Annotated in this window: 17 protein-coding genes; 8 read left to right on the top strand and 9 right to left on the bottom strand. The window is 68.9% G+C overall.

Annotation, left to right across the window (positions count from 1 at the left end; translation table 11 throughout):
- Positions 1–8: 8 nt before the first annotated feature.
- The 5 genes from murJ (DSY14_RS06565) (at position 9) to DSY14_RS06545 (ending at position 7197) form a co-directional block, all read left to right on the top strand.
- Positions 9–1919: a murein biosynthesis integral membrane protein MurJ gene (gene murJ, locus DSY14_RS06565; protein ID WP_211715560.1), complete on the top strand. Its 1911-nt coding sequence runs from the start codon at positions 9–11 to the stop codon at positions 1917–1919.
- Positions 1920–2088: 169 nt separating this feature from the next.
- Positions 2089–3879, top strand: coding sequence for a murein biosynthesis integral membrane protein MurJ (gene murJ / locus DSY14_RS06560; protein WP_249187425.1), 1791 nt, complete (start codon positions 2089–2091; stop codon positions 3877–3879).
- 246 nt (positions 3880–4125) lie between these two features.
- Positions 4126–5697 (top strand): protein kinase family protein, encoded by a 1572-nt coding sequence (locus DSY14_RS06555; RefSeq protein WP_211715558.1) that lies wholly within the window; start codon positions 4126–4128, stop codon positions 5695–5697.
- A gap of 34 nt (positions 5698–5731) precedes the next feature.
- On the top strand, positions 5732–6358 hold the full coding sequence (sigM, locus tag DSY14_RS06550) for an RNA polymerase sigma factor SigM (protein ID WP_211715557.1): 627 nt from the start codon (positions 5732–5734) through the stop codon (positions 6356–6358).
- Positions 6355–7197, top strand: a complete 843-nt coding sequence (locus tag DSY14_RS06545; RefSeq protein ID WP_307851141.1) for a hypothetical protein — start codon at positions 6355–6357, stop codon at positions 7195–7197. The genes sigM and DSY14_RS06545 overlap by 4 nt, the downstream gene beginning before the upstream one ends.
- 210 nt (positions 7198–7407) lie before the next feature.
- Here DSY14_RS06545 and DSY14_RS06540 read toward each other — a convergent pair whose 3' ends face one another.
- On the bottom strand, positions 7408–7710 hold the full coding sequence (locus DSY14_RS06540; RefSeq protein ID WP_249187423.1) for a response regulator: 303 nt from the start codon (positions 7708–7710) through the stop codon (positions 7408–7410).
- A 316-nt stretch (positions 7711–8026) separates the two neighbouring features.
- Here DSY14_RS06540 and trxB point away from each other — a divergent pair, with 316 nt between their 5' ends.
- Entirely contained in the window at positions 8027–8959 is a 933-nt protein-coding gene (gene trxB, locus DSY14_RS06535) for a thioredoxin-disulfide reductase (protein WP_211715556.1), read from the top strand.
- 47 nt (positions 8960–9006) lie between these two features.
- Positions 9007–9330 (top strand): thioredoxin, encoded by a 324-nt coding sequence (gene trxA / locus DSY14_RS06530; RefSeq protein WP_211715555.1) that lies wholly within the window; start codon positions 9007–9009, stop codon positions 9328–9330.
- 753 nt (positions 9331–10083) lie between these two features.
- Here trxA and DSY14_RS06525 read toward each other — a convergent pair.
- The 8 genes from DSY14_RS06525 to rpmH all read right to left on the bottom strand — a co-directional run bounded on the left by DSY14_RS06525 (position 10084) and on the right by rpmH (position 15977).
- Entirely contained in the window at positions 10084–11055 is a 972-nt protein-coding gene (locus tag DSY14_RS06525; RefSeq protein ID WP_211715554.1) for a ParB/RepB/Spo0J family partition protein, read from the bottom strand.
- Between the two features lie 76 nt (positions 11056–11131).
- Positions 11132–12166 carry a ParA family protein gene (locus tag DSY14_RS06520; RefSeq protein ID WP_374223985.1) on the bottom strand — a complete coding sequence of 345 codons (1035 nt, stop codon included), beginning with the start codon at positions 12164–12166 and terminating at the stop codon, positions 11132–11134.
- A complete protein-coding gene (gene rsmG / locus DSY14_RS06515; RefSeq protein WP_211715553.1) occupies positions 12163–12894 on the bottom strand; it encodes a 16S rRNA (guanine(527)-N(7))-methyltransferase RsmG in 732 nt (243 codons plus the stop codon). The genes DSY14_RS06520 and rsmG overlap by 4 nt, the downstream gene beginning before the upstream one ends.
- 418 nt (positions 12895–13312) lie before the next feature.
- Positions 13313–13801, bottom strand: coding sequence for a R3H domain-containing nucleic acid-binding protein (locus tag DSY14_RS06510; RefSeq protein WP_211715552.1), 489 nt, complete (start codon positions 13799–13801; stop codon positions 13313–13315).
- Positions 13802–13947: 146 nt separating this feature from the next.
- A complete protein-coding gene (gene yidC, locus DSY14_RS06505; RefSeq protein WP_211715551.1) occupies positions 13948–14883 on the bottom strand; it encodes a membrane protein insertase YidC in 936 nt (311 codons plus the stop codon).
- Between the two features lie 28 nt (positions 14884–14911).
- Positions 14912–15226, bottom strand: a complete 315-nt coding sequence (gene yidD / locus DSY14_RS06500) for a membrane protein insertion efficiency factor YidD (RefSeq protein WP_211715550.1) — start codon at positions 15224–15226, stop codon at positions 14912–14914.
- Positions 15223–15702, bottom strand: coding sequence for a ribonuclease P protein component (gene rnpA / locus DSY14_RS06495; protein WP_211715549.1), 480 nt, complete (start codon positions 15700–15702; stop codon positions 15223–15225). Before rnpA ends, yidD begins: the two co-directional genes overlap by 4 nt.
- 131 nt (positions 15703–15833) lie before the next feature.
- Positions 15834–15977, bottom strand: a complete 144-nt coding sequence (rpmH, locus tag DSY14_RS06490; RefSeq protein ID WP_014909187.1) for a 50S ribosomal protein L34 — start codon at positions 15975–15977, stop codon at positions 15834–15836.
- A gap of 778 nt (positions 15978–16755) precedes the next feature.
- On the opposite strand from rpmH, the gene DSY14_RS06485 reads away from it, so the two are divergent.
- Positions 16756–17005: DnaA N-terminal domain-containing protein (locus tag DSY14_RS06485; protein WP_283091587.1), on the top strand; the 250-nt coding region annotated here is incomplete at its 3' end.

Here is a 17005-nt window from a genome sequence, read left to right as displayed (position 1 = left end):
GATCCACGGTGGCCACCGAATCCCCTAACGGCGACGAGCAGGACCCCCGCTACTCGCCCAGGCACAGCAAGCAGCCCGAGGCCCCCCTCCCCGGCGACAGCACGATCCGCCCCTACGCGGGACCGACCTCCTCCTACGAGGAGGGCGAGCTCCCCGAGCCCGCCGCCGACCCGCACGGACCCGTCCTGGGCGGCGATCACGGCCGGAACGGGGTGGACCGGCCGCACGCGCCGGAGACGGCGCGGGGCGAGGTGCCCCCGCCCGACGGCGCGGCGGCGGGGACCGAGGACCAGGGCGGCTCCGGTGGCATGATGCGCTCCAGCGCGATCATGGCCGTGGGCACCATGGCCTCCCGGCTCACCGGTTTCGCGCGCACGATCGTGCTGGCCGCCGCCATCGGCACCCACCTGCTCGGGGACGCCTACCACACGGCGCACACGATCCCGTTCATCCTGAACGACCTGCTCATCGGCGGTCTGATGGCCTCCGTGGTCATCCCGTTCCTGGTCAAGCGCCGCAAGAACGACCTGGACGGCGGCAAGGCCACCGAGGACCGCCTGTTCACCTCGATGGTGCTGGCGCTGCTGGCGGTGACCGCGGTCGCGATCGCGGCCGCCGAGGGCCTCATCTGGCTGTACGGTTCACGCTTCACCCCGCTGCAGTTCGACGCGTCGGTCTACCTGGCCCGCTTCCTGCTGTCCCAGATCTTCTTCGTGGGTCTGAGCGGCCTGCTGAGCGCCATGCTCAACACCCGGGGCAGGTTCGGCGCCGCCGTGTGGGCACCGGTCCTGAACAACGTGGTCATCATGGGTGTGGCCGCGATGTTCCTGGTCGTGGCGGGCCCCGACAAGACCCCGGAGACGGTCACCGACGCCGAGCTCACCCTGCTGGGCGCCGGCACCGCGGGCGGCATGGCGCTCCAGGCCCTGGTCCTGTTCGTGGCCCTGACCCGGACCGGCTACCGCTGGCGCCCGCGCCTGGACCTGCGCGGCTCGGGGTTGGGCGAGGCACTGCGCACCGCCGGGTGGATGATGCTCTACACCCTGCTCACCCAGGCCGGGCTGTGGATCACCACCAACATCGCCAACGCCGCCAACGTGGCGAGCATCGAACAGGGTCTGGACGTGGGTGCGGGTATCAGCGCCTACAACCTGGCGTACCAGCTCTTCCAGCTTCCCTACGCGATCATCGCCGTCTCCCTGATCACCGTGCTCCTGCCCCGGATGAGCGCACACGCCGACGACCGCAACTGGGACGCCGTCCGCTCGGACTTCTCCCGGACGCTGCGGATCTCCTCGTTCGTCCTGGTGCCGACCGCGTTCGCGGTGGCGCTGTTCGCCGAACCGCTGTCCATCCTGGCGTTCGCGCGCGGCTCGGTCTCGGTGGACGACGCGATCGCCATCGGTCAGATCCTCGCGGTGATGTCGCTCGGACTGGTGCCGTTCACCGTCTTCCAGCTGATGCTGCGTGTGTTCTTCGCCTTGGGGGACACCAAGACCCCGGCCCTCATCGGTGTCGCCAACCTCGCCGTCCACAGCGGTCTGGCCCTGGTGGCCTACCTGCTGCTGCCGCCCGACATGGTCGTCGTCGGCGTCGCGTCGGGCTTCATGTTCTCGTTCCTCTCCGGACTCACCATCGCCGGTCAGGTCCTCAGCCGCCGGATCGGTGGACTTGACGGAAAGCACGCGATGGGCACATTGTTGCGCCTGCACCTGGCCGTCGTTCCCAGCGTCGCGGCGGGCTACGGTGTCCTCCGGTTCTTCGACGCCTACGTCGGCCCCGGCCTGATCACGAACATCGGTGCCCCCCTCGTCGGTTGCGCGGTCGGCGTCCTGCTCTTCCTCGTGGCCGCCCGTCTGCTGCGCGTCCCGGAACTGAGCGCCGCGGTGGAACTCATCCGCGGCCGCCTGCGTCGATGAGTACCTGAGCACCTTCCGGCCTCGCACCCGCCGGTCCACGAACCTGTAGCCGCATCAGCCAGAAAAGGACCACCCGACGGTGTCCAGCGACCACCCCCGTCAGCACGCCGACGGTTCCCAGAGCGGACCCGAGGACCCACCCGAGCACAGATCCGGCCGCCATCTCGTGATGCCGGAGGACGTGCTCGACGCCTACGAGCGCTCCGAGCCGCGGACCGAACCCGAGACCGGGCTGACGACCCTGCGCGATCCGAGCGAGATCGGCGACGTGGGCACCGCGGACCGCGCGGGTCTGGAGGACGGCGACGAGATCGGTGGTTCGTCGCACACCGGTCCGGGCAACATCGCCAAGTCGACGGCGATCATGGCGATCGGCACGATCGCCTCCCGCGTCACCGGTTTCGTGCGGACCATCGTCCTGGCGGCCGCGATCGGCACCCAGCTCATGGGCGACGCCTATCAGACCGCCGGCATGGTCCCCTACATGATCTACGACCTGCTCATCGGCGGGTTGTTGGCCAGCGTGTTCGTCCCCTTCTTGGTCAAGCGACGCAAGCTGGACACCGACGGCGGTGACCGCACCGAGCAGCGTCTGGTCACTCTGATGCTGCTCGCGTTGTTCGTGCTCACCCTGGTGTCCGTACTGGTCGCGGAGTGGTTCATCCGGATCTACGCGGGCGGGTTCAGCGGGGCCCAGTACGACGTCTCGGTGATCCTCGCCCGGTATCTGGTGCTGCAGATCTTCTTCATCGGCGCCAGCGGTCTGGCCAGCGCGATGCTGAACGCGCGCAATAAGTTCGGCGCCCCCATGTGGGCACCGGTACTGAACAACGTCGTGATCATCGGCATCTGCGTGTGGTTCCTGACCATCGCCGGTCCGGGCCGGACCCCGGAGACGGTGACGCAGGGCGAACTGGCCCTGCTCGGCCTGGGCACCGCCCTGGGCCAGGTCGTGCAGGCCGCGGTGCTCGTGTGGTCCCTGGCCGCGGCGGGCTTCCGTTGGCGTCCCCGCCTGGACCTGCGCGGGTCGGGGCTGGGCGAGGCGGCCGGTGCCGCCTCCTGGATGATGCTCTACATCGTGGTCGCGCAGGTGGGCGCGCTCGTCTCCACCAACGTCGCCACCCGCGCCGGTTCGATGTCGGCGGAGCTGGGCTTCGACACCGGGTCGGGGATCGCGGCCTACAAGTTCGCCTCGATGCTGTTCCAGCTCCCGTACGCGATCATCGCGGTCTCGGTGATCACGGCGCTGCTGCCTCGGATGAGCGAACACGTCGCCGCCGGACGCAAGGACCAGGTCCGCAGCGACTTCTCCCGGGGGTTCCGTCTCTCCTCGGTGCTGATCGTGCCGATCTCGGTGGCGATGATCGTCTTCGCGGTTCCCTTCTGCGTGATGATCTACGCGCAGGGCAGCACGAGCGCCGAGGACGCGGCGGCGATCGGCCGGATCCTCATGGTCTTCTGCGTGATGTTGATTCCGTTCACGTTGTTCCAGCTCCAGATGCGCGTCTTCTACGCACTGGGCGACACCCGCACACCGGCCCTGGTGGCGATCCCCTCCGAGACCGCGCACGCGATCACCGCGATCGCGCTGCTGTTCGTCCTGGCGGACTCACCGCAGCACATCGTGATGTGGCTGCCGGTCCCCTACGGCCTCTACTACATCGTGGGCTCGGTGATCATGTGGTACCTCCTCCACAAGAGGCTGAACGGCCTCGACGGACGCCGGACCGCGGTCACCCTGTTCAAGCTGCACGTGGCCACCGTGCCCGCGGCCCTGTTCGGTCTTTTGATGATCGTCGTCTTCAGTGACCTTCCCGGTGATCTCTGGCCGGGTCTTGCGTCGATGGTGGCCGCGGGACTGGTCGGTGCCGTACTGTTCGTGGTCGCGGCCAAGTTCCTCAATGTGACCGAAGTCACAGCGTTCCTCGATTTGCTCAAGACACGACTGCGACGCCGCTGATCACCTGGAATGGATGACGTTGGGTAGTCGAACACGGATACGTCCCGGAAGGTGCATGGGTAGTCAATGTCCTCCAAAGAGGCTGTTCACGCGTCCTAGCATGAGCAGACACCGCTTTACCGCCAGAGCATCGTTCATCCGAGCTGCCCGAAGGGAGGCTGGGGACAGCAGACAGGGCCGACCCCCTCGCGCGTGCCCGCATCGGCACCGCGCGACCCACCGGCACTGGCACCCGTCACTCCCATCATGAGCACCTTCCTGATCGAACCCGGGGCGAAGCTGGCCAACCGCTACCGACTCGACCACGTGGTGAGCGAGACCGGTGGCGCGACACGATGGAAGGCCACCGACGAGACGCTGGCGCGTCCGGTCGCGGTCTGGACCTTCGCCGACGGCTTCCCCCGCACGTCCGAGGTCGTGCGCGCCGCCCGCGCCACCAGCCGTGTGCCCGACGCCCGCGTCACCCAGGTCTTCGACGCCGACGACTCCTCACCCATCCCCTACGTGGTCGAGGAGTGGGTCATCGGCTCCTCCCTGGCCGAACTCCTCCAGCAGGGCCCCATGGAGCCCGAGCGCGCCGCCGGCCTGGTCGCGGAGGCCGCCGAGGCGATCACCGCCGCCCACGCCAACGGTCTCCACCACCTGTGCCTGACCCCCGGCAAGCTCATGTGGAGCAGCGGCGGCGCGGTCAAGGTCACCGGTATCGGTGTGGACGCCGCACTGCTGGGCAACAACGTCCCGCAGCCCGGCGCGGTCGACGCCCAAGGGCTCGGCAACCTGTTGTACGCGGCCCTGACCGGCTACTGGCCCGGCGGACCGCAGAGCGGCCTGCCCGGAGCACCCCAGGGCCCCATGGGCCCCTACCCGCCCGGTCAACTGCGCCAGGGCATCAGCGAACAACTGGCCACCATCACCACCCGCGCGGCCCTGCCGCAGCTGGTCGGTCAGATGGTGCCGGGACCGCCCATCACCGGTCCCGCCGAGTTCTGCGCCGCCCTGGCCGAGGTCCCCCGCCTCATCCCCCTGCCGGTGGCGCCCACCGAGGCGACCCCGCCGCCGGAACAGGGCACCTCCCGGCGCACGGGTGAGTTCGACGCCACCACCGGCCCTCGTCGCAGCGCGCGCGCCGGCTCCGCCGCCCGCGCGGGCGCGGCCCGTCCGCAGGCGAGCTCGCGGATGGAGCAGCGCGCCTCCCGCGACCGGGGCGTATCGGCCAAACAGCTGATCGTCGGGGCCGTCGCGTTCCTGTTGTTCGCCGGTGTGGTCGCCGGCGCCTGGACGCTCGGCACCAGTCTGCGCTCGGGCTCCGAGGAGGAGGCCGACCCCAGCGCGAGCGCGACGGAGGACCCCGTCGACAGCGCCGAGCTGGAGGTCCTCTCCATCGCCGGCTCCGACGGGTTCGACCCGCTCGGTGACCACAGCGAGCACGGTGACCGGTCCGGGCGTGCCCACGACGGTGACCTCGCGACCGAGTGGAACACCGAGGGGTACCGGGACCCGATGGGCACCGAGAAGAGCGGTGTCGGTCTCATCCTCGACCTGGGGTCCGCCCAGGAGGTCCACGAGGTGGACCTGGCCCTGCCCGAACGGGACTACGGCGTCCAGGTCCGGGTCGGCGACAGCGACTCCGTCACCGACGACTCGTCCCTGGACGGCAACCTCCCGGTGGCCTGGGAGGGTTCGGTCAACGGCGCCGAGACGGTCGAACTGGACGAGGCGGTGACCGGCCAGTACGTGCTGATCTGGTTCACCGACCTGCCGAACATCGACGGAACCTTCCGTGGGACCATCAATGAGGTCGAGGTACGCGGAGTTTAGATCCCCCTAGTCGTGGAGTATGTGATCAGCGCTGATGGACGGGGCCCAGGAGCTTCCTGACAAGGAGCTGTTGTCGAGGCACGCTCAGGGTGACGAGCAGGCGTTCGCGGTACTGGTACGCCGCCACCGTGAGCGCCTGTGGGCTGTCGCCATCCGGATGATGGGCGAGCAGGAGGAGGCGTCCGACGCACTGCAGGACGCCTTCCTCTCGGCCTTCCGCGCCGCCGACCGGTTCCGCGGCGATTCCCAGGTGACGACCTGGCTGCACCGGATCGTGGTGAACGCCTGCCACGACCGTCTCAGACGCCGCAAGGTGCGCCCGGCCACCCCCACCGAGGACGAGACCCTCGACATCATCTCCAACGAGCGACTCGGACGGACCGGCGGCGCACAGGACCACGCCGCCCAGACCGAGTCCCGACTGGACGTGCACGCCGCCCTCGATCAACTGCCGTTGGACCAGCGCATGGCGCTGACCTTGGTGGACATGCTCGGCTACCGGGTCGACGAGGCCGCCGAGATCCTCGACGTCGCCACCGGCACGGTCAAGAGCAGGTGTGCGCGAGGTCGCGCGAAACTTCTTCCTTCCCTGGCCCATCTAAGGAACCCGGGAACTCCCCGAGACGTCACATCTGGGAGAGGAGGTGCCAACCCATCGTGACGTCCCATCCAGACGTGGAGGCACTCGCCTTCTTCGCCGAGGCTCTTCTGGAGCCCGACGAGGAACGCTCGGTCGCCGACCACATCGAGACCTGCGCGCTCTGCGCGACCACCATCGACGAACTCGCCGGGGTCACCCGCGCGCTCGCCGATGCCCCGGCGCCCGCGCTGCCGCAGGACGTGGCCGCCCTCCTCGACGACCGGGTCTCCGAGGCCGTCGCGGCACGCGCCGCCGAGGCCCCGTCCACGGAGACCACCGAGGAGACGACGCCGGCGGACGCACCCGCCACCGTCACTCCGATCCACACCCGACGGCGCCGTTTCGGTCTGCCCCGGCTCATGATGGTCGCCGCCGCCTCGGTGTTCGTCATCGGTGGCGGCGCCGCCGTCGTCGGGAGTCTGATGTCCGACGGGCCCGAGACGGGTTCCGCCGCTCCCCTGTCGGACGAGAACGCGCCGGCGAGCGCCCCGGACACCGCGCAGTCCTACTCCACCGAGGGTGTCGCCAGCGGCACCGTCTACACGGAGGACGGGCTCACCGAGCAGGCCTCGGACGTCCTGAACACCGCGGAGGGCGACGGCGGACTGAGCGTCAAGTCCGAGGAGACGTCGGCACGGCTACCCGAGGGGGCGCAGGAATGCGTCGGCCATGTCGAGGCGGCCACCGGCGCCCACGTCACCCTGGTCGACGACGCCCGGTGGGAGGGCCCCGAAGGCCCCGACCGGGCCTGGGTGCTGTTCACCCGGGACGGTGAGGGCGTCGACGTGCTCGTCGTCGACCCCTCCTGCGCCCACGGTGATGACCTCGACTCGTCCGTGCTCGCGGAGGGCGACCTCTAGGCGGTGCCCTCGCAGGGCCTCCACCACGCTTCGGCCCCTGTCAGGACGTGGAAGGGGCGAAGACCCTTCGACACCTCCCTTGGTTTCGGGAAGTCCGCTCCACCGACACCCGAACGACCGAACACCCCCGTGACGCGACACACCTGAGCGGGTCCGCACCCTCGGGAAGGTCCCACGATCCGATCGAGGGGCCCGAGGGGCGGTCCCCGGTCAGCGTCCCCCGGCGGATCCGGTGTCCTTGATCGGGAGCCCCACCGCGCCCGGACGCAGCGCGACGAACGCGTCGACGTCCTCGCCGAAGGTGGTGAGCACCACGACCCGGGTGTCGACATGTCGGTGCCTCGACGTATCGGCACGTCGACGTGCCGACTCTCTCAACACGCCGAGCCCGTCCACGGCCGGCATCCGCTGATCCGGCGGCAGCACGTCGGGACGGAAACGGTCGAGTTCGGAGAGCGCTTCCCGACCGTGGGTCGCCTCCGACACCACCGCGATGTCGCCGTCGTCCTCCAGCGACGCGCCGATGTCGAGGGTGTGGCGGGTGGTCTACTCCGGCATGCGAAGTCCACGGAGCGGTCGTGGCACGGCCCCACGTCCGCGGACCCGGGTCGCCACGCGTTCCGACGTACGGGGCCGGGGCCGCGACGCGGACACCCACGCGGGGTCCGGTCGATGACCGGGGAAAGGGCGAGTGCCATACCCCGCCCCCGTAACCTGGGGGGATGTCCCGATGGGAATGCCATGCACCTACCATCGGTTGTGCTAACCATCTTTCCCTCCGGTCACGCCACCGTGGCCCGGACAGCGACTGTTTGAAGGGCCTACGAGCGTGAGTGACGTCCGCAATGTCATCATCATCGGTTCCGGTCCGGCGGGCTACACCGCCGCCGTCTACGCCGCCCGTGCCGAGCTGCGCCCGCTGGTCTTCGAGGGTTCGATCACGGCCGGTGGCGCGCTGATGAACACCACCGACGTGGAGAACTTCCCCGGTTTCCCCGACGGCATCATGGGCCCCGACCTCATGGACAACCTGCGCAAGCAGGCCGAACGCTTCGGCGCCGACCTGGTGCCCGAGGACGTCACCTCGGTGGACCTGACCAAGCCGGTCAAGGAGGTCACCGCGGGCGGCGAGACCTTCCTCGCGCACACCGTCATCCTGGCCACCGGCTCGGGCTACCGCGAGCTGGGCGTGCCCGGCGAGAAGGAGCTCTCCGGTCGGGGCACCTCCTGGTGCGCCACCTGTGACGGCTTCTTCTTCCGCGACCAGGACATCGCGGTGGTCGGCGGTGGCGACACCGCGATGGAGGAGGCGCTCTTCCTCACCCGTTTCGCCAAGTCCGTGACGGTCGTCCACCGCCGGGACGAGCTGCGCGCCAGCAAGATCATGGCCGAGCGTGCGTTCGCCAACGAGAAGATCTCGTTCGTCTGGGACACCGAGGTCGTCGAGGTCCTCGGCGAGGACCGTGTCCACGGCCTCCGTGTCCGCGACCGCAACAACGGCGAGGAGCGCACCCTGGACGTGACGGGCCTGTTCGTCGCCATCGGTCACGACCCGCGCGTGGAGCTCTTCGACGGGCAGATCGAGCTCGACGACGAGGGCTACGTCAAGGCGGACTTCCCGTCCACCCGGACCAACCTCGAGGGCGTCTTCGCCGCGGGCGACGTGGTCGACCACCAGTACCGCCAGGCGATCACCGCCGCGGGCACCGGCTGCTCGGCCGCCCTGGACGCCGAGCGCTACCTCGCCGAGCACGGCAACTGACCCTCCACCGTCCCACCCGGTTTCGCCGAACCAAGGAGAACCAAGCAGTGTCGACCGTCAAGAACGTCACCGACGCCACCTTCAACGACGAGGTCCTCGCCAGCGACAAGCCCGTCCTGGTGGACTTCTGGGCCGACTGGTGCGGCCCCTGCAAGCAGATGGCGCCGGTCCTGGACAAGCTGGCCGAGGAGTACGGCGACAAGATCGAGGTCGTCAAGATCAACACCGACCAGAACCCGGACACGCCCCGCGCCTACAACGTCATGTCGCTGCCGACCATGAACGTCTACAAGGGCGGCGAGGTCGTCAAGCAGCTCATCGGCGCCAAGCCGAAGCGCGTGCTGGAGAAGGAACTGGCCGAGTTCCTGTAACCGACCCCCCGAAAGGCCCTCAGGCACTCCCTGGGGGCCTTTCGTCGCTCCCGGGGCCCCGAGTGCGAATCGGGGGTCGAACGGCCCCATGCGGCCATCGTGGCGGCTCGGCGACATGGGGGGCCGCCCTTGCCTCGGCACGAAGGACATCCGTGCGCCACGGGGAGGGCCCGCGAGAGTGGGACACGGTCCGCGAGTGACGGGGCCTCCCCTGCCTACCGCCGCCCCGGGGTGACCGCTGCGCGGTGCCACCCCGGCCGCCCCCACCGGAACGCCAGCGGATCACCGCCGCTTCGGCGCGCACGCTCACGGTCCGCTCGACCTCGGCACGTGGCATCGGCGTCGCGCCCGCGTGAGAGTGACACCGCGTGCGCAGGCCTCTCCGCCCCCGCCGCCCGGACGTCGAGGGCGAGGGTCGTACCCGGGCGGATACGGTGACACGGCCCCCGCCCCACGGGAGCACGCGGCGCCCGCACAAGCCTGCGGGATGGGGGTCGACCGACCGGGGAACGCGAGGCCCTCGCGCGAACGACCGGCACACCGACTTCTCCCCCGGCGGCGAGACGCGACCGCGTGGGAGCGAGCGCCCGCACCACCCGTCCACGACGGCGTCGGTGTTTCACGTGAAACGCGCTCTGCGCGAAGACGCCGCCCCCACGCCCCACACCCACCCCGAACACGACCGAGGGCGGTGTTTCACGTGAAACACCGCCCTCGACGCTCGCACCCCGGATCGCGTCCGGGGTGCCGCGTTCACCGCTCGATCTGCTTGATGATCCGCTCCAGGTCCTCCATCGTCGCGAACTCCACGACGATCTTGCCCTTCCTCCGACCGATGTCCACCTTCACCGTGGTGTCGAGCCGGTCGCCGAAGCTGGACGCCCACTCCTCGATCTGGGGTGGGTTGGACAGACGACCGGAGGATCGACGCGACTTCTCCGCCTCGTCGACGTCGTGCCCCTGACGGCGCAGGGAGACGATCTCCTCCAGGGCCCGGACCGACAGACCCTCCTTGTTGACCCGCTCGGCCAGACGCTCCTGCGCCTCGCCGTCGTCCACCGACAGGAGAGCGCGGGCGTGGCCCGCGCTCAGCACACCGGCCGCCACCCGGGTCTGCACCTTGCCCGGAAGGTGGAGCAGACGCAGGGTGTTGGAGATGTGCGAACGGGACTTGCCGACGCTCTGCGCCAGCTCCTCCTGGGTGGTGCCGAAGTCGTCCAGCATCTGCTGGTACGCCGCCGCCTCCTCCAGGGGGTTGAGCTGCTGGCGGTGAAGGTTCTCCAGCAACGCCTCCCGCAGGAGTTCGTCGTCCTCGGTCCTGCGCACGATCGCCGGCACACGGTCGAGCCCGGCGGACTTGCTGGCCCGGAACCGCCGCTCCCCCATGATCAGCTCATAGAGGGGCTCCTCCTCCCCCTGGACCTTGCGGACCACGATGGGCTGGAGCAGACCCACCTCGACGATGGAGTCCCGCAACTCCTCCAGGGCCTCCTCGTCGAAGTGGGTGCGGGGCTGCCGAGGGTTCGGCGTGATCGAGGTGAGCGCGATCTCCTCGATGTAGGTGCCGTCGGGCAGTTCGTTGGGGGCTGGGACCACCGCGGGTTCGGGGGTGGGTTCCGTGGGCGCGGGTGCTTCCTGGGCACTCTCCACCGGCGCGGGGGCCGCCGGCCCCTGCGGGATGAGCGCCCCCAGTCCCTTGCCCAGTCCGCGCCGCTGCTGGCTCACCGGCAATTCCCTTCACATTCCTCGGTACTGATCCGCCCGACCCACGGGCGGGGTGTTTCACGTGAAACGGTCGCCGTCAGTCGGCGCCGACCCCCTCCGCGCGGTGGGCGATCTCCCGAGCCGCCTCCAGGTAGGCCACGGCTCCGGTGGACGCGGGGTCGTAGGTCATGACCGACTGCGCGTAACTCGGCGCCTCGGAGACACGCACGCTCCGCGGCACCAGTGTCTTGAGGACCAGCTCCCCGAAGTGCGAGCGCACCTCGTCGGCCACCTGCTGGGACAGCCGGGTGCGACCGTCGTACATCGTCAGCAGGATGGTGCTGATCGACAGGCCGGTGTTGAGGTGCGACTTGACCAGCTCCACGTTGCGCAGAAGCTGACCCAGCCCCTCCAGGGCGTAGTACTCGCACTGGATCGGGATCATGACCTCGTCACAGGCCACCATCGCGTTGACCGTCAAGAGGCCGAGCGAGGGCGGGCAGTCGATGAGGATGTAGTCCAGATCAGAGGTGTCGTAGGCGGCGAAGGCCCGCTTGAGCCGCGCCTCCCGGGCGACGAGCGAGACGAGCTCGATCTCGGCGCCGGCCAGGTCGATGGTGGCCGGGGCGCACCACAGGTTCGGGATGTCCGGGACCGGCTGGGCGAGTTTGCGGATCTCCTCGTCCTCGACCAGACAGTGGTAGATGGAGCGGGTCTGTGCGTCCCGCTCCATACCGAGCGCGGTGGACGCGTTCCCCTGCGGGTCGAGATCGACCACGAGGACACGCTGTCCGTGCATCGCCAGGGCGGCGGCGATGTTCACCGTCGTGGTGGTCTTGCCGACGCCGCCCTTCTGATTGGCGACGCTGATGACCCGACAGGCCTTGGGGCGCGGCCAGGGCTCCTCGTGCCCTCGGCCGGCCATGGCCGCCTGGGCCACCTTCGATATGGGCGTCTCGGGTGCGACGGCGTGGGCCTCTCCCCATGTTTCACGTGGAACATGGGTGTGGCCCGCCGCTGGATCGGCCGATGTTTCACGTGAAACATCGAGCAGGTCTCCATAGGCACCCGCCGGTGTTTCACGTGAAACGCCGGCGTTGTCGGCTGGATTCTGGGGCACGAATGAGTTCACCTCTTCCGTCCGCGCTTCTTCTTGCCGTCCCGCCTCTTCTTCTGGGAACCACCGGACGGGGACGGACCACCGTCGGATGTCACCGTGACGCGAACGACCGTGGTAGCGGGATCGACTTTACCCCGCCCCACCCGGATCACATCGCAGACGCCAGGCCGCAGTTTCGAAACGTCTTCCTGAGCCTCGGCGAGTTCGGCCTCCGCCTGCTCCCCCTTCAGGGCCAACAGGCTTCCGTTCTTGCGCAGCAGCGGCAGGGACCACCCGGCCAGACGCGAGAGCGGAGCGACCGCGCGAGCGGTGACGAAGTCGGTCCAGAGTTCGCCATGAGCCTCCTCCGCCCTCCCCCGGCGCACCGTCACGTTGTCCAGGCCGAGCAGTTCCACGGCCTCGTCCAGGAAGACCGTCCGCCGCAACAGCGGCTCCAGGAGGGTCATCCGGATGTCGGGGCGCAGCAGACCGAGCACCAGCCCGGGCAGGCCCGCCCCCGAGCCGACGTCCACCACCTCCGCGCCCTCGGGGATCAACTCTTCCACGACAGCGCAGTTGATGAGATGCCGCTCCCAGAGGCGGGGCACCTCGCGCGGGCCGATCAGCCCTCGGCGCACACCATCGTCGGCGAGCAGTTCGGCAAAGCGGATCGCCACGGGCAGGGTGTCGCCGAACACCGTCGCCGCCTCCGGGGGCGGCGCGGGGAGAGTGGCGCCGGACTCCTCAGCACCCGGGGTCATGGGTCACCACCTGTCGGAACTCGTCCATCGTCACTTCCATGAACCGTTGGGTCGCCATGTCGACCTGTCCACAGGTCGACGGCGAGCGGAACGCGTGCGGATCTCGGCGGTCCGCACGCACGGGACCCTCCCACCCCCGGTTCACGCGGCGCGCGGACCGAGATCGTCCCCGTACCGCCGAGGACAGAACGACTCGCAGGAGAGGGCCCCGCGTTGATCTTATGCGTGAGGCGCCCAAGTGTTTCACGTGAAACAGGCAGAGAAGCGCCTCGAGGAGAACACGGACCCCACTTCGTCGCCCCGGCCGGGAGGACCCTCGGGGTCCGAGACGGGCGACGTGGGAGGCGTGCGTCCCCGTGGGCACACGAAAGGGGCGGTGTTTCACGTGAAACACCGCCCCCGACGATCGTGCCTCCGGTCAGTCGGCCGGGTGCACCACCACGTAGCGATGGGGCTCCTCGCCCTCCGACTCACTGCGCAGTCCGGCGGCGGCGACGGCGTCGTGCACGACCTTGCGCTCGAAGGGGGTCATCGGCTCCAGCGAGCGGGACTCTCCGCTCTCCTTCACCTTGTCGGCGGCCTCGGTCCCGGTCTGGAAGAGCACCTTGCGGCGCCCATCGCGGTACCCGCCGACGTCCAGCATGAGCCGGCTGCGCTCACCGGTCGCCCGGTGGACGGCCAGCCGGGTCAGCTCCTGGAGGGCCTCCAGGACCTCGCCGTCCTCACCGATCAGCTCGTCCAGAGTCCCACCGACGACGGAGACCATCGCCCGGTCGCCCTCGACGTCCATGTCGATGTCGCCGTCGAGGTCCGCGATGTCGAGGAGACCCTCGATGTAGTCCGCGGCGATGTCACCCTCGTTCTCCAGGGCCTCGATGTCGATTCCGGCCTCAGGTGCCTCGGCCACCGCTACTCCACCGTTCTCTTCCTCGCTACGTCCCACAGCGATCCCGTCTCCTCATATCCGTCGGTCCCTGGCCGTCGTACGCCTCAGGGGCATTGTCGCCTGCGCACTCGAAAGTCGTCGCCGCCGACACGAAACAGCGGAGGTTCCTACTTGGACTCGCCCCGCTTGGAGCGCGACTGCTTCTTCGGCTGCTTGCGTTCGATCTTAGGCTGTTCCTGCGGCTCGGGAGCGGTTTCGGGGGCCTTCTTGCGCCCCAGCATGCCCTTGGCCGAACCCTTGGACTCGGTCCCCTGGCCGGAGGCGCCGGCCTCGCCCGGGAGCGGCTGGTTCCGGTAGAGGAAGTGCTGCTGCACCATGGTCCAGACGTTCGAGGTCACCCAGTAGACCAGCACACCGATCGGCATCATGAGACCGAAGAGCCCGAAGAGGGGCGCCATGTACATCATGATCTTCTGGGTCTGCATCATCGGGTTGTCGGGCTGCTGCGCGATGCTCCGCTTGATGCTCTGACGCATGGTCAGGAACGTGGTCGTGCCCATGAGGACACAGGCGATGGCGATGACGATCTTCGCCATGATGGGGTCGGTCGCGCCCAGCGCCCGCAGGTCCTCGGCCGAGGTGTTGAACTGCGCGGCGATCGGGGCGTGGAAGATCAGCGCCTCACGCGCGCTGTTGACCAGCTCCTCCGTGAAGCCGTACTGCACCTTGCCCTCGGCCACACTGCGCAGCACGCTGAACAGGGCGAAGAAGACCGGCATCTGGAGCAGCAGCGGGAGACAACCCATGATGGGGTTGGTGCCGCTCTCCTGGTAGAGCTTCATCGACTCCCGCTGGAGCCGCTCCTTGTCGTGCTTGTAGCGCTCCCGAAGCTTCATGATCTTCGGCTGCACTTCCTGCATCTTGCGCTGCGTGTTCATCTGCTTGACGAACAGCGGCACCATCAGGAGGCGCATGACGCAGGTGAGCAGCACGATGGACAGGCCCCACGCCCACCCACTGTCGGGGTTCAGGCCGATGAAGGACAGACCCGAGTGGATCCACACCAACACGTGCCCGATGATGTTGTAAAGCCAGTCCAGCACCGGCCAACTCCTCGGTGATTCGGTTCAGCTACTGGTCCCCGGAAGCGGTGCCGGTCGGCCCGGTTCCGCCCGTAGACTCCTCGGACTCCTCGTTCCGGCGCCCTCGGGGCGGCGGAACCGGATCAAGACCCCCCGGGTTGAAGGGGTGACAACGGGCGATACGCCTCACGGCGAGCCACCACCCGTACAACGCTCCGTGTACGCGCAGCGCCTCGACGGCGTACGCACTGCACGAAGGATAGAAGCGACAGACCGGTGGAAAGAGCGGGCTGATGAAGCGCTGGTAGCCGCGGATCGGCAGGATCCACAACCGCGCGAACGCCGTCGGTCTGTGCTCGGTCATCGGCTCGTCCACCGTTCTGCGCCCTCGTCGGGGCGGCGGTTCCCGTCTGTTCCACTCTCGGCCGGTCGGCCCGTGGAGGTTCCCTGCCCACCACGTCCGGTCCGGCGTCGCGAGGCTCCGCGAGGCCGTTGGGCCGCGGCGATCGCGCTGTCGAGTTGTACCGCCAGGTCCCCCTGGCGCAACTGGGCGGCGAGAGGTTTGGCACGTACTACCAGCAGGCTACCGTTTGGCAGAACACCCAACCGTGCCCGCATCACGTGGCGCAGCCGGCGCTGGACGCGCTTGCGCACCACCGCTCCCCCGACGGCCTTGCTCACGACGAAACCGACACGCGGCGGTTCCGCGGTGTCGGTGGTCGCGGCCGGTTTCGGTGCGAGGTAGACGACGCCCAGGGCGTCACGCGAGGCGCGTCGCCCCGAACGCATGACCGATCCGAACTCGGAGCTGTGACGCATCCGGTTCCGCGGCGACAACATCGGCGTTCCTCCGGGAGCGGAGTGCGACCGCACCGGACCTCACGCTCGGGAGGTCCGGTGCGCCGCACGACAAAGGGACCGGCCGGCGAGAAGGCCGGACGGTCCCAGTGAAGACTTGAGGCTTCGCGTGGCTAGTGGCTCACGGTCAGCGCGGCGCGTCCCTTACGACGACGCGAGGCGATGATGGCGCGACCGGCGCGCGTACGCATGCGCAGCCGGAAACCGTGGACCTTCGCGCGACGCCGGTTGTTCGGCTGAAACGTACGCTTGCTCACTACTGGCTCCAGGGGCGTGTCAGGAAAGTGCTACGACAGACCCCCAGGATATGCGGGGCCTTACAGTGCGTATGCCGTGGCCGCGACGTCGTGCGGAAACACACAGCACGAGCGCAGGCAGAATCATCGGCATAAGCATAAAGAAGATACGACCTGGTCCGGTCGGGGTCAAATCAGACCTGCTCGGCCGGTGCCGCACCCCGCGCGTGGACCGCCGTGCCCGGTGGCGGAGACCACTGGCGCAGTCTAGCCCCCGGACCTGTGGACAAGTGATCATCCACAGCGTGTGAGACTTCCCCAGACGGTGGGGTCTGTGGATAACCTCAGCCTGTGGATAACTCGCCCTCGCCTCCGTCCACACCACTCCTCCACTTGTGGACAACCGCCGTACACATCCTGTGACCTGGCCTCTGTGGATAACTTCCGCTTACCCACAAGGAGCCGGCATCCTGTGGATAAACCTGTGCACAACGTGTGGACAACCGGGGGAACCTGTGGATACCCCTCGATGGTCGCCACCCGGGGCGTCCGAGGCCGACCACGTTGTCCACAGGGTGGTTTCTGGGGAGAAGTCCGCTTCTCCTCTCCCGGTATCGCCCCGGCACCTCCCCCAGGGGAGGACAATGGAAGCCGTGGTCCCCGGACCCGCGCACGAAGACAGGCAACGCCCCTCTCCCCCGTCCCCTCAACGCCTCCGATAGCCCACCCGAACAGATCCGCACCGAAGGGACAGCAACCGTGGCAGGTCACCTTGGCTGACGCACAGGTCAACCTCGCAATGGTCTGGTCGAGCGTGTTGGACGGGATCGACAACGACGTCCTCCCCGCGCACCAGCGTGCCTGGCTGCCTCAGACCCGTCCGTTGGGACTGATCGAGGACACCGCTCTGATCGCGGCCCCGAACGAGTTCACCAAGAAGGTTCTGGAGAGCCGCCTCTACCCGGCGATCAGCAAGGCCCTCTCCGCCCACCTGGGACGCGAGATCCGGGTTGCGGTGACCGTCGACCCCACCGCGGTGCCCACCCCAC

It is taken from the genome of Nocardiopsis sp. MG754419 (assembly GCF_018207095.1).
Taxonomy (GTDB): Bacteria; Actinomycetota; Actinomycetes; order Streptosporangiales; family Streptosporangiaceae; genus Nocardiopsis.
Note: the sequence above shows the minus strand (reverse complement) of the source record. Positions and strands in the feature narration are given on the sequence as shown.

What these genes read in the sequence shown, in the direction of transcription:
- DSY14_RS06555 (WP_211715558.1), top strand. Translation starts at nt 4,126, where the DNA reads ATGAGCACCTTCCTGATCGAACCCGGGGCGAAGCTGGCCAACCGCTAC.
- murJ (WP_249187425.1), top strand. Translation starts at nt 2,089, where the DNA reads ATGCCGGAGGACGTGCTCGACGCCTACGAGCGCTCCGAGCCGCGGACC.
- yidD (WP_211715550.1), bottom strand. Translation starts at nt 15,226, where the DNA reads ATGACCGAGCACAGACCGACGGCGTTCGCGCGGTTGTGGATCCTGCCG.
- rsmG (WP_211715553.1), bottom strand. Translation starts at nt 12,894, where the DNA reads ATGACCCCGGGTGCTGAGGAGTCCGGCGCCACTCTCCCCGCGCCGCCC.
- rnpA (WP_211715549.1), bottom strand. Translation starts at nt 15,702, where the DNA reads ATGTTGTCGCCGCGGAACCGGATGCGTCACAGCTCCGAGTTCGGATCG.
- sigM (WP_211715557.1), top strand. Translation starts at nt 5,732, where the DNA reads ATGGACGGGGCCCAGGAGCTTCCTGACAAGGAGCTGTTGTCGAGGCAC.